This is a genomic window from Pseudovibrio japonicus (genome assembly GCF_014651595.1).
GTDB classification, from domain to species: Bacteria; Pseudomonadota; Alphaproteobacteria; order Rhizobiales; family Stappiaceae; genus Pseudovibrio; species Pseudovibrio japonicus.
Window position 1 is genome coordinate 565017 of the sequence record NZ_BMXE01000003.1, and the last position, 12604, is coordinate 577620.

General features: G+C 53.0%; 8 protein-coding genes and 1 tRNA gene. 5 read left to right on the top strand and 4 right to left on the bottom strand.

The annotated features are described in order from the left end of the window. The first annotated feature begins 368 nt into the window (after positions 1-368). Together ppdK and IE076_RS11100 are read left to right on the top strand one after the other, a co-directional pair. On the top strand, positions 369-3041 hold the full coding sequence (ppdK, locus tag IE076_RS11095) for a pyruvate, phosphate dikinase (protein WP_189436825.1): 2673 nt from the start codon (positions 369-371) through the stop codon (positions 3039-3041). A 59-nt stretch (positions 3042-3100) separates the two neighbouring features. Beyond that, complete coding sequence (locus tag IE076_RS11100) at positions 3101-4030, top strand: ArgK/MeaB family GTPase (RefSeq protein WP_189436933.1); 930 nt, start codon at positions 3101-3103, stop codon at positions 4028-4030. Between the two features lie 31 nt (positions 4031-4061). Here the strand turns inward: IE076_RS11100 and IE076_RS11105 are convergent, their stop codons facing one another. From IE076_RS11105 to map, 3 genes are all read right to left on the bottom strand, one after another. Continuing rightward, positions 4062-6395 (bottom strand): bifunctional diguanylate cyclase/phosphodiesterase, encoded by a 2334-nt coding sequence (locus IE076_RS11105; protein ID WP_209009035.1) that lies wholly within the window; start codon positions 6393-6395, stop codon positions 4062-4064. Between the two features lie 147 nt (positions 6396-6542). Further along, positions 6543-7370: a RadC family protein gene (radC, locus tag IE076_RS11110; protein ID WP_189436826.1), complete on the bottom strand. Its 828-nt coding sequence runs from the start codon at positions 7368-7370 to the stop codon at positions 6543-6545. A gap of 22 nt (positions 7371-7392) precedes the next feature. Further along, positions 7393-8238: a type I methionyl aminopeptidase gene (gene map, locus IE076_RS11115; protein WP_189436827.1), complete on the bottom strand. Its 846-nt coding sequence runs from the start codon at positions 8236-8238 to the stop codon at positions 7393-7395. A gap of 378 nt (positions 8239-8616) precedes the next feature. On the opposite strand from map, the gene IE076_RS11120 reads away from it, so the two are divergent. Beyond that, positions 8617-8701, top strand: a tRNA-Leu gene (locus tag IE076_RS11120). 93 nt (positions 8702-8794) lie between these two features. Here the strand turns inward: IE076_RS11120 and IE076_RS11125 are convergent. After that, the gene (locus tag IE076_RS11125; protein WP_189436828.1) at positions 8795-9709 is read right to left on the bottom strand and encodes a LysR family transcriptional regulator; all 915 of its coding nucleotides are present in this window, start codon (positions 9707-9709) and stop codon (positions 8795-8797) included. A gap of 102 nt (positions 9710-9811) precedes the next feature. Between IE076_RS11125 and IE076_RS11130 the strand changes: the two genes are divergently transcribed. Together IE076_RS11130 and IE076_RS11135 are read left to right on the top strand one after the other, a co-directional pair. Beyond that, complete coding sequence (locus tag IE076_RS11130) at positions 9812-10771, top strand: MBL fold metallo-hydrolase (RefSeq protein WP_189436829.1); 960 nt, start codon at positions 9812-9814, stop codon at positions 10769-10771. Between the two features lie 129 nt (positions 10772-10900). Next, positions 10901-12451: a glutamate synthase-related protein gene (locus tag IE076_RS11135; RefSeq protein WP_189436830.1), complete on the top strand. Its 1551-nt coding sequence runs from the start codon at positions 10901-10903 to the stop codon at positions 12449-12451. Positions 12452-12604 lie beyond the last annotated feature (153 nt).

Below are 12604 nucleotides of genomic sequence, written 5' to 3' on the forward strand. Positions count from 1 at the left end.
GGAATTGGAGCGGAGCTGCGCTAAATAGCTTGTCAGGGTCATATATGTCTCTCATTGAGAGCCGATTGCGACTCAATATTACATAAATCTGTTAGTGGCGAAGAGTGGCGTTTTTATAGCAGCCGGATAACTCACCGCATGGTGTTGAGTGTATCCGAACATTCCTTCATTTAAACCTACATTTTTTCAAGTATCTGCGGATAAGTAAGTGTATTGATATTTCTCGATAAATCAGAAGTATTTACGCAATAAAACTAAGGTCGAGGTCTGAGTCTCTTGCTATAATGAGCCTGTTCATTGCAGATAGTAGGCAGTGGTGCAATTCCAAGTGAGATTGGTTAAGGTCTCACTCAAAAAAGGGGGGTGTTATGACCAAGTGGGTCTACATCTTTGGAGAAAACAAAACCGAGGGCGATGCTTCTATGAAGGAGCTGCTTGGCGGTAAGGGTGCCAACCTTGCCGAAATGAGCAGACTAGGATTGCCTGTTCCTCCCGGCTTTACAATTACAACGCAAGTTTGCACGCACTATTATGACAAAGGCCAGCAGTATCCTGCGGAGCTGAAAGAGCAGGTGCATGCTGCGATTTCTGCGGTTGAAGACCTGACAGGTCGCAAATTCAACTCTACGACAGAGCCATTGCTGCTTTCTGTGCGCTCCGGCGCCCGTGTCTCCATGCCTGGCATGATGGATACGGTTTTGAACCTTGGCCTGAATGACCTCACCGTTGAGGCGCTTGCAAAAGATGCCGATGACGAGCGGTTTGCCTATGACAGCTATCGTCGTTTTATCCAGATGTATTCCGATGTGGTTTTGGGTGTTGACCATGATCACTTTGAAGAAATTCTGGAAGACTTCAAAGATGAGCATGACTACTCCCTTGATACGGACCTTTCCGGCGCTGACTGGAAGGGGATCGTTGTTGCCTATAAGGACAAGGTTGAAGAAGAGCTTGGTCGTCCTTTCCCCGAAGATCCGGAGGAGCAGCTTTGGGGGGCTATTGGTGCGGTCTTCAAGAGCTGGATGATCCCACGGGCGAAGACCTACCGGGCGCTGCATGAGATCCCTGAGGATTGGGGCACTGCGGTGAACGTGCAGGCGATGGTGTTTGGTAATACGGGCGAGAACTCTGCCACTGGTGTTGCCTTTACCCGTAACCCTTCTACCGGTGAGAACGCGCTTTATGGTGAGTTTCTGATCAACGCGCAGGGTGAAGATGTTGTGGCGGGTATTCGTACGCCGCAGGACATCACGGAAAAGGCCCGTATCGAAGCGCATTCCGAAAAACCGTCCCTTGAAGCAACTATGCCTGAGGTGTTTGCGGAGTTCCAGGCTGTCTGTGACAAGCTGGAGAACCACTACCGTGATATGCAGGATCTTGAGTTCACCGTTGAACACGGCAAGCTTTGGATGTTGCAGACCCGTAGCGGCAAGCGGACACTGAAAGCGGCGCTGAAGATTGCGGTTGATATGGCAGAGAATGGCCTGATCACCAAAGAAGAGGCTGTTGAGCGTATTGCTCCGGCGTCTTTGGACCAGCTGTTGCACCCAACCATTGACCCGAATAGTGAGCGCGATGAGCTGACCGTTGGTCTGCCGGCTTCTCCGGGGGCTGCTTGCGGTGCGATTGTGTTCAACTCTGATGATGCCGAGACCGAAAAGGCCAATGGCCGTTCTGTGATTCTGGTGCGTACTGAAACCAGTCCGGAAGACATTCACGGTATGCATGCTGCAGAAGGTATTTTGACAACGCGCGGTGGTATGACCAGTCACGCGGCTGTCGTGGCGCGCGGCATGGGTAAGCCTTGTGTAGCTGGTGCAGGCACGATCCGCGTTGATGCGCGTAATGAGATCATGACGGTTGCTGGCCGCAGCTTTGGCAAGGGCGACGTGATCACCATTGATGGCGGCAACGGCCAGGTACTTGCTGGTAAGGTGCAGATGCTGGAGCCAGAGCTTTCCGGTGACTTCAAGAAGCTGATGGAATGGGCTGATAGCATTCGCCGCATGAATGTGCGAGCCAATGCTGAAACTCCTGCTGATGTGAAGGTAGCGCTTTCCTTTGGCGCAGAAGGTATCGGTCTTTGCCGTACGGAGCATATGTTCTTTGAAGGTGAGCGCATTCTTGCGGTGCGTGAGATGATCCTATCTGACACGGTTCAAGAGCGCAAAGCTGCGCTTGCGAAGCTGCTGCCAATCCAGCGTCAGGACTTCATCGATATCTTTGAACTGATGGTTGATCGTCCGGTCACCATTCGTCTGCTTGATCCGCCGTTGCATGAGTTCCTTCCCAAGACGGAAGAGGACATTGCTGAAGTTGCCAAGCAGATGGATATTGATCCGGAAGAGCTGCGCGAGCGTGCGGATGAGTTGGAAGAGTTCAACCCGATGCTTGGTAACCGTGGCTGCCGCTTGCTGATCTCCTATCCTGAGATTGCAGAGATGCAGGCCCGCGCGATCTTTGAGGCTGCTCTGGACGTTTCCAAGCGTCATGGCCGCAAGGTAGCACCTGAGATCATGGTGCCGCTGGTTGGTCTGAAGAGCGAGCTGGATATTGTTCGTGCGACCATTGAGAGTACGGCTGAGATTGTGGCACGAGAGCTGGGCGAGAAGCCGGAGTTTTCCGTTGGTACCATGATCGAGCTGCCACGGGCGGCGTTGCTTTCTGAAGATATCGCTGCTTCTGCAGAGTTCTTTTCCTTTGGCACCAACGATCTGACGCAGACCACGTTCGGTATCTCCCGCGATGATGCGGCTTCCTTCCTGGGCAAGTATCAGGAACGCAAGGTGATCGAGAAGGATCCCTTTGTATCGCTGGATGTGAACGGGGTTGGTCAGCTAGTGGAACTTTCTGCCCGCAATGGCCGCAAGACCAAGGCTGACATCAAGCTTGGTATCTGTGGTGAACATGGTGGTGACCCAGCGTCTATCGCTTTTTGTGAGGAAGTTGGCCTGAACTATGTGTCCTGCTCTCCGTTCCGCGTTCCTGTTGCGCGTCTTGCAGCGGCGCAGGCTGTGCTTGCTCAGCGGAACAAAGGGTGAGTGGCTTGGCCAAAAAGGTGAGGAGCTGGCCCAGATCAGCTCCTACCAGTCTTAAAGAGTTGAGAGCTGGCGGTAAGCCAGCTCTTGCTCGTTTGCTTAGCGCAATCGAGAGCTATGAGGGGCACCCTCAGTTGACGGCTCTTTTGGATGAAGCGCTGCAAAACCCGATTGCGCATGTGGTTGCGCTGACGGGGCCTCCTGGTGTCGGGAAATCTACGCTTACAAACGCAATGATCTCCCAATACCGCAGCGCTGATCAAAGCGTTGGGGTGATTGCGGTTGATCCTTCCTCTCAGGTCACCGGCGGCTCGCTGCTGGGGGACCGGACACGGCTTTCAACAGACCCGGAAGACCAGAAGGTATTTGTGCGCTCCATGGCGGCACGGGACCGTCTGGGCGGGCTTTCTGAACATGCTATCGCGGCTGTGATCCTGATGCGGGCCGTGATGGACCGCGTGATCGTAGAAAGTGTTGGTATCGGGCAATCCGAGGCGGATGTGGCTCTGGTTGCTGATACTTGCGTTTTGTGTATTCAGCCGGGGTCCGGTGACAGCCTGCAGTTCATGAAGGCGGGCATCATGGAGCTGCCGGATATTATCTGCGTGACCAAGGCTGACATGGGTGACATTGCCAGACGCGCACGGGCGGATGTGGAAGGGGCCATGAGCCTGAGTGCGCGGCGCGGGGACTGGAAGGTTCCGGTGCTGATGTTAAGCGCGCTGGACAATCACGGGCTGGCTGATCTGATCGAGGCCAGTGACCGTCATCATTCTGCATTGCTGTCTGCTGGCGCACTTTCCGCTCAACGCTCCAATCAAGTGAAAGCGTGGTTGAAAGACCAGCTTCAGGTTAAGTTTGGACAGCATGGGGTTGCTGTGTTGCAACGCACTGGAGTGAACTGGGATGAAGCGATCCGGCAGCCATTTGCCTTCAAACAGGACACCAGCGAGACCTTCGCTGCGTTCTGGAATGGTTTTTCCAAAAGCTAGCTTTTGTCAGGGCGCTTAGAGCAGCTGCGGCTTATTTTACCGCAGCCACTCTGATCTTGCGTGGTTTTGGGATGCGCTCTTCGTGGATGTCGTCACGCCATAAACGGAACTTGCCAAGCGGGATCGGGCGGGAGAACAGGTAGCCCTGCATCATTGGGCAGTCCATGGTGAACAACAGTTCTTTTTGCTCTTCTTCCTCAACGCCTTCCACACAGACCAGCATGCCAAGGCGCAGGCCGAGCGAGATCGAACTTGCCAGAATTTCGCGGGCTTTTGGATCTGCGACGGCGCCGTTGATGAATGAGCGGTCGATCTTGATCTTGTCGAACAAATCCCGGCGCAGATAGCTGAGGGATGAGAAGCCGGTCCCGAAATCATCAAGTGCGATCTTCACACCGGAGCTGCGTAGACGCTCAATCACCTCAACCACGTTCTCAGAGTAGTTGATGAGTACATCTTCGGTTACTTCCAGCTCCAGACGAGCGGGCTCCAGCTGGTATTTATCCAGCAGGGCGTTGACCAGCTCAGGGAACTCGGGATGGCGTAGCTGGGTTGGTGAGACGTTCACGCACATGGTGACATCGTCAAGGGAGGAGCCATCCTTGATTGCATTCTCCAGCACCCATTCGCCGATGCGGTTGATGAGCATGGATTCTTCTGCAACCGGCAAGAAGGCCGCAGGTGGTAACAGACCTTTTTTCGGGTGGTTCCAGCGAATAAGGGCTTCAGCAGCGAGAATGTTTTTGCCGGTGGCGTCCATAATCGGCTGATAGTAGTTCTGGAACTCGTTTGCGCTGAGTGCGCGCTTGATGTCTTCCTCAATCTCACGAGAGATCTGAAGGCTGTTCTCCATCTCTTTTTCAAAGATAACGTAGCGCCCACGGCCCAGTTTCTTGGCTTCGTAAAGGGCAATATCCGCTCTGCGCAGAAGGGCTGTCAGTTCGTGGCCATGCGCAGGTGAGAGCGCCACACCCATGCTGGCGGTGGTCAGAATCTTGTGTTTTTCAACTTTGAAGGCATCGGAGAGCATCTTTTCGATATACATGCAGGTCTCGATGATCTCTTCTACGTTGGTGCGCTGCGAGAGGACCAGAAGGAATTCATCGCCACTAACGCGGGCGACGCGGTCTTCCGGGTTAATTGCAGCTTTCAGACGCTCGGCGACCAGTTTGATGACTTCATCGCCAATGGTATGGCCCAGACTGTCGTTGACCTGTTTGAAATGATCCAGATCCAGGAACACAATACCGGTAATGAACTGTTTCTGGCGGTCGCGCCATAACACGTTCGCCGCAAAAATCTCAAACCAAGTTCTGTTGGGCAGGCCGCTCAAGGCGTCATGGAGGGCGGCATGTGTGGCGTCCGCTTCGTTCTGTAGGATCCGATCTGTCATCTTGATATAGCGGAGCAAGATCAGCACCGTCATGAGCAGGATTGCGCCGATGGTTCCCAGGAAGTAGGGCCAGGAGTTGGTGAAGATCGCGCCGGAGGCTGCCGTGGTTTTCCAGCTCAGGTTCGCGATTGTCTCTCCGTTGCGCCGGAGCAAGGGCAGGGACACACGCTGGAAGTCGGTCTGCGGCTTGTCGAGGGTGATGAACATCTCCGACAGACCGGTGGAATCCTCAAAGGAGCGGATGGAGCGGATGTCCAGCGAGCGGACCCACAACAGATAGCCTGCAACAGCTGGCATGCCTTCGGGCGGCTCGGTGGAAGGGGTGATTGCTGCAACGGTGACAAGGCCGATCATGCCGTCAACCATCACAATGTCGCGCATGCTTAGCGCAAGCGGCGCATGGCTGCGCAGGGGCTCCGGCACCCGAAACTTCATTTGCGTAGTGTTGGCCTGGGTTGCCAGTTCCTTCATTGTGTCATGAAGCTGGTTATGAAGCTGTTCCTCAAAGACCTCGCTGTGCCATGGCAGGTCACGGCGATAGGTCAGGAGCGGCTTCATTTCCCGGTTGAGGAGGACAAAGATGTCCCTGTCGCCACGGATGCTTGGGGTGGGCGTCAGGTCTTCATCAAGCAGGATGTTGCTTTCTTCAGAAAGCACCGAGGCGTAGGCCTTGTTGGAGATCGCGATGCGCTCAGCTTCGTTGGCGAGCCCGTTGCGGAAGACTTTGAGATTGCTCTGTACGAGCCGGATTTCTTTTTCCACCTCGAAAGTGAGGGCGCGCTGAGTGGACCAGTAAAACGCCAGATACCCCACCGCCAACGCTGCGGCCACAACACCCAGAATCAGCAGAGCCATCATCCGGGCTCCGACCTTTTTGCCGCGTGTGATTGTATTGCCGAAAGTACTTCCCAATACCGCTGAAGTAATTGGGTTCTTCGGACCCGGTTGTCCCGCCATCGGCACTTTACTCATGCTGCCTTAAAACTCTTGCTTGTGTGCGCAAACGCACTTGCCCTCATCTATGTTCGGGGAGTTTTCTTGAGTGAGCCTGTATCGTTGGTGCGTTTTGGCGGTGGGCCGGGAAATATATGTGAATGGAATCCAGATCCTGAGGGGCTCTCAGATCAGCTGAAGACCTCTGAAACTGACATGGCCCTGACCGGCGATGATGATGTGATCGTGCAAGATAATTCCAAGCGGCTCCAGCGTTTTTGCGATTTTTGTTGTCATCTCAATATCTTGCCGAGATGGGGTTGGATCGCCTGAGGGGTGGTTGTGGACCAGAATGATGGCGCAGGCAGAGAGTTCCAAGGCCCGCTTGGTGACCTCGCGCGGATAAACGGGGGTGTGGTCGACGGTACCGGTTTGCTGGACTTCATCGGCGATGAGGCGGTTTTTCTTGTCCAGAAACAGTATGCGGAATTCTTCCTTGTCGTTGTGGGCCATGGCAGCACGCACGTATTCTAAAACCTTGCTCCATGAGGAGAGGGGATCGCGCTCAACCACCTGAGCTTTGGCGTAAAGAATGGCTGCAGCTTGCATTTCCTTGATAAAGCTGGCGGTGCGCGGCCCGCATCCGGGGACTTCTTCCAGTCGCTGCTTTGGTGCTGCGAGCACTTGCGCAAAGGACCCGAACTGGGCCAGCAATGCTTTGGCCAGAGGTTTCGTGTCGCCCTGTTTTATGGAGGAGAACAACAGCATTTCCAGCAGCTCGTAGGACTGGAGGCCGTTGACCCCTGTTTCCTCAAAGCGCTCGCGCAGGCGGGCACGGTGGCCGTGGTAATGTTTGGCTGCAGGCTTGGATGATTTTCCTGATTTGGCAGGGGATGCTACGGGCAGAGATTCCGGCTTTTCCAGCGGGATCTGCGGTTCGATGGCTGGCCCGGTTGGAGCCTGCTCCTGAGGAGAGGGAGTTGCCTCATGAAACCCGAAACTTGTTTGCTTCATTCCCCCTCCTTATCTTGTGCGTTTAGGCCGCTGCTCCGGTTTGTGCATCTAACGGGTTGAAAAGGCCAGCTGGTGATGTTGTGAAGATATCGCAGCCTGATGACGTGATGCCGATGGAATGCTCAAACTGTGCAGACAAGGATTTGTCTCTTGTTTCAGCGGTCCAACCGTCTTTGAGAACTTTCACATCTGGGCGCCCCAGATTGACCATAGGCTCGATTGTGAAAATCATTCCCGGCATCAATTTGGTGCCGGCGCCTTTCTGGCCGTAGTGCAGAATATTCGGCATGTCGTGGAACAGTTTGCCAACGCCGTGGCCGCAGAAGTCACGGACCACCGAGCAGCGCTCTGATTCCACGTACTCCTGAATGGCATGGCCGATGTCGCCTGTGGTGTTGCCCGGCTTGGCAACTTCCAGAGCGCGCATCAGGGATTCATGGGTGACTTCGATCAGGCGTTTGGCTGCAGGCTTGAGCTTGCCAACCGGATACATGCGGGAGCTATCGCCGTGCCAGCCGTCAACGATGTAGGTGACGTCGATGTTGACGATGTCGCCTTCTTTCAGCTTCTTCTTGGGATCTGGGATACCGTGACAGATAACGCGGTTGATGGAGGTACAGCAGGACTTGGTGTAGCCACGATAGTTCAGCGTTGCCGGAACACCGCCGCGCTCCTTGCCAAACTGGAAGACAAAGTCATCAATTTCCTGCGTTGTGACGCCCGGTTGCACCAGTGGCACAAGTGCGTCGAGGCACTCGGCAGTCATCTGGCTTGCTTTGCGCATACCTTCAAAATCTTCCTGGCTGTAGATCTTGATCTGGCCAGTGTTTTTCAAGGGCGCTTTGTCAGCGTCTACGTACTCAATCATTTTCCCGTTTTTTCCTTGTTCCGTGCCGCGCAGGGACGAACGCAGATTACATCATGAGGAACTGTAAAATGTCGTTATGCGTGCTCGCAAGCCCTGCTTCTCCGTAGAAGCTTCTCCTATTTTTTTAGGGGCGCTCTATGGAAATATCTCGTGTTTCCCCACTTATATCGGTTATTTTTGAAAGAGGTAGAGAAAAAACAAGATCACATCCTGAACTTCGCACGCATTTTATTCAGGCTGTTGCATTCTCTTGATTGGGGCCGGATTTACGTGGTTTTGATGGTTGCCGGGTTCGGGGAAAGTCATCGGAACTTCTTGGATAACGAAAAACAGGCACTTGCACGATGTTGCTTTGCTCGTGTACTCAGGAGCCTGCAAGCGGTCGTGGTGGAATTGGTATACACAGCAGACTTAAAATCTGCCGCCCTTGGGCTTGCGGGTTCGAGTCCCGCCGTCCGCACCAAATTTTCTTTTCTTTAAAATCAATTGGTCCGTCCGTAGCGCGTTGGTGTCAGGCATTAATTGTGCCTGTTCGATGGGTTCGGTCTGCGTTTGTTTAAGCTGTGTCTCCGACCTCTTTCCTGTGTTTGAGCTGGCAGTGCTCGCTCAGGAAATCCAGGAGTACGCGGACGCGCCGTGGCAGGTGTTTGCTGCCCGGATAAAGGGCATGCATACCGAAGGGCTCCTGCTTAAGATCATTCAGGACCGTTACCAGCTTCCCGCTGGATATGTAGTCACTGGCGAAGAAACTTGGGAGCCGGGCCACCCCCTTTCCGGCAGCTGCGGCGGCTAGCATGAACTCGGAGTTATTCGTGTTCATGTGGGATGACAGTGAAACTGAGAACTCCTTGTTTTTGGGTCCGATAAAATTCCATTTGAAACGCTTGAGAGGGCCGTATTGGATCAGCTTATGGTTCTTAAGGTCTTCTGCGGTGTTAAGTGGGGGGGCTGACTTCAGGTAGTCTGGGCTTGCATAGAAAAGGTGGGTTACGTCGGCGAGCTTTCGGGAGATCAGGGAGCTGTCCTTTAGCTGAGAAATCCTGATCGCTAAATCGTAATTCTCTTCAATCAGATCGACGAGGCGATCCGTGAAGTCTACGGTTAGATTAATGTTCGGGTACTCATCCGAAAACTTCAGCAAAACCGGGCTTAAATAGCTTAAGCCGAACTGCATCGGTATGGATATGCGTATCTGGCCATGCTCGTCGTGTTTTTGCGCCGACAAGTCTGCGAAAATGTCATCTACATCCACCATCACCTGTTGTGTGCGCTCGTAGAGAAGGCGACCTGCCTCGGTGATTTGCCACTGCCTCGTAGTTCGTTGGATCAACGCTGTCCCGAGCTGATCTTCCAGCAGGCTCAATCTGCGGCTTACCGCAGATTTCGCTATTCCCATATGGTCTGCTGCTTTGCTGATGCTCTCCTGCTCAACAATAAGCGCGAACATTCTGAAGTCTTCTAGTTGCCCCATGTGTTCTCCAAATTTGAACTCTGAATCCAATTTTTTATGTTTGTTCTATCAATAGCATACGCGTATCACCTCACCAGTAAAAACGCTGATAAGGGCTAGGATATGAAAAACTTGATTATGGCCGCCGTTCTTGGCCTAAGTGCCGCTGGTGTGGCGCAAGCACAAGAACCCATCTGGGATGGCAACAAAGTCGTTCTTGAGTCACAAAAACTCGCAGATGGCGTTTATGCTGTGATCCCGACTGGTGCTGATGAAATGTCGGTTGAGGGCCTCCCGATTGCAACCACATCAGGCTTCGTTATTGGTGACAATGGTGTGCTTGTTATCGACTCCATGCTGAATGAGCGACTGAATACGCAGTTGTTTGATCTCATCGCCGCAGAAACCGATAAGCCGGTCAAGTATCTGGTCAATACAAGCTTTCATGGTGACCACTCCTACGGCAACTACTACGTGCCCGATGAAATTGATATCATTCAGCACGAAACAACAGCCGATTACATCGACAATCATTTTGTCGCCGACACGGAATTCATGATCCAGAACTTTGGTGAAGGTCGCGGCATTGAGGAAATCAAGCCTGTGTCTGCTGAAATTCTGGTCGGCAAAGGCGGAAGTATCTCGATTGATCTGGGCGACAAGGTCGTAAAGGTCGAAGACTTTGGTTTTGCGCAAACCGGCGGCGATCTGTTCGTCTCTGTCCCGGACGACAAAGTGCTCTGGACCGGTAACCCGATTATTGCTCGTGCCCCTGCGGTGCCATGGCTCCTGGACGGCCACCTGCTGGAAACACTTGCAACGCTTGAAGCCGTTTATGAGGAGTTTGATGCGGATACCACGGTCGTTCCCGGTCACGGTCCAACAACTGACATGGCTGCAGTGAAATGGAACATTGATTACCTGACGGCTGTACGCAACGGCGTTCGAGACGCTTTGGCAGAAGGTTTGACACTGGAAGAAACCGTAGAAAAGGTCAGTCTTCCAGAGTTTAAAGGTTATGCAATTTGGGATTGGGTGCACCCAAGCCTTAATGTCCCTGCTGCCTATAATGACCTGAAATAGAGCACCCCAAAAAGGCCAGATAGAACATCTGGCCTTTTTGTCAGAAGTTCATGGATCTTCGTGAACTACGTAAATATACTGTATAGTCTCTAATGCCGACAAATCCATCAGATGTAATTGGAAAGAAGTATGGCCCAATCCCCAATTATTGCAGCTAAACATCCTCAGAAAGTCACTCTAGAAGAAGGGAAAACGTACTTTTGGTGCGCCTGTGGGAGGTCAAAGAACCAGCCTTTCTGTGATGGATCCCATAAAACGACCGGCTTAAACCCGCTTGAGTATAAAGCGAAGGAGAGTGGGGAAGTCTTTTTCTGTCAGTGTAAGTCTACAGGCAACGCGCCGCTTTGTGACGGGACACACACACGGCTTGGCGACCTGAAGGTGGGCGATGACATTCCGGCAAAAGAGCAGCAAGATACCATAGAAGCTGTGCCAACCCCTGAGGAACCAACGGTCGCGCGTATTCACGCACTGGCGCGTGATGGATTGTCTAAAGTGGGCCATCATGGTGAAATCGGCGCTATGGGAGTGCCACGCTCTCAGCTGCCGCATTGGGATGACATTCAAGTTCTGCCAGCGCAAATGGCACGTAAACCACTGCTGGATGAGGTGCCGGTCTCAACTGAAGTGGTTATCGGACCGAAAGCCGAGCGGCCCCTGAAACTTAATATCCCGCTCTTTGTCTCTGACATGAGCTTTGGCGCGCTTTCCAGAGAGGCAAAGGTTTCATTGGCAAGGGGTGCGGAGCAGGCCGGTACTGGCATTTGCTCGGGCGAAGGCGGCATGTTGCCTGAAGAGCACGACGAGAACAGTCGTTATTTCTATGAGCTGGCATCTGCACAGTTTGGATGGGCACCCGAGAAAGTAAAATATGTTCAGGCGTTTCATTTTAAAGGTGGGCAAGGTGCCAAAACAGGCACCGGAGGACACTTACCTGGATACAAAGTTACTGAGGAGATTGCTGCTGTAAGGCACCAGAAGCCTGGAACAGATAGTATTTCGCCTGCAACCTTCGATAAGCTCATTACGCCAGCCGATTTTGCCAAGTTTGCTGATATGGTGCGTGAGCTATCAGGCGGTGTTCCAATTGGGTTTAAGCTATCAGCAAATCACATTGAAGACGATATAGATTTTGCGCTGGAAGCCGGTGCGGATTACATTATTCTTGATGGCCGCGGCGGTGGTACTGGGGCAGCGCCTTTGCTCTTCAGAGATCATATTAGCGTGCCCACTATCCCAGCACTTGCCCGTGCGCGCCGACATCTTGATAATCGCTGCGGCAAAGACGTAACGCTGGTTATCACTGGCGGGCTGCGCGTGGCTGAGGACTTCGTAAAGGCAATGGCTCTTGGGGCTGATGCTATTGCCATATCGAACTCAGCAATACAAGCAGTCGGCTGTGTCGCTGCACGTATGTGTCATACAGATAACTGCCCGACTGGAATAACAACACAGAAGCCTGAGTTGCGCCAACGGTTGAATGTACAAAAGAGTGCTGACCAACTGGAACGCTTCTTTGGCTCCAGTGTGGATCTGATGAAAATATTGGCAAGGGCCTGTGGCCATGACAGCCTCTCACAAATGAGGCTTGAAGATCTAACCACGTGGAAGAGAGAGATCTCAGATTTGAGCGGTATTCGTTATGCCGGCGTAAATCCGTTGCCGGTAGGACAACGGTGAAGGCAGGCTTTGATTTTGTATTAGTTACGCTGTTTTGGCAGCGTAACTCCACTGCCTGAGATCGTTGATCCAATTTGCCGGATATTCAAAATGGGGGCGGCGTGCACGATCTTGCGGAGTCGAGACACGTCACCTACACCAAACTTTCTTCTC

What these genes read in the sequence shown, in the direction of transcription:
- ppdK (WP_189436825.1), top strand. Translation starts at nt 369, where the DNA reads ATGACCAAGTGGGTCTACATCTTTGGAGAAAACAAAACCGAGGGCGAT.
- IE076_RS11105 (WP_209009035.1), bottom strand. Translation starts at nt 6,395, where the DNA reads ATGAGTAAAGTGCCGATGGCGGGACAACCGGGTCCGAAGAACCCAATT.
- radC (WP_189436826.1), bottom strand. Translation starts at nt 7,370, where the DNA reads ATGAAGCAAACAAGTTTCGGGTTTCATGAGGCAACTCCCTCTCCTCAG.
- IE076_RS11130 (WP_189436829.1), top strand. Translation starts at nt 9,812, where the DNA reads ATGAAAAACTTGATTATGGCCGCCGTTCTTGGCCTAAGTGCCGCTGGT.
- map (WP_189436827.1), bottom strand. Translation starts at nt 8,238, where the DNA reads ATGATTGAGTACGTAGACGCTGACAAAGCGCCCTTGAAAAACACTGGC.
- IE076_RS11135 (WP_189436830.1), top strand. Translation starts at nt 10,901, where the DNA reads ATGGCCCAATCCCCAATTATTGCAGCTAAACATCCTCAGAAAGTCACT.
- IE076_RS11125 (WP_189436828.1), bottom strand. Translation starts at nt 9,709, where the DNA reads ATGGGGCAACTAGAAGACTTCAGAATGTTCGCGCTTATTGTTGAGCAG.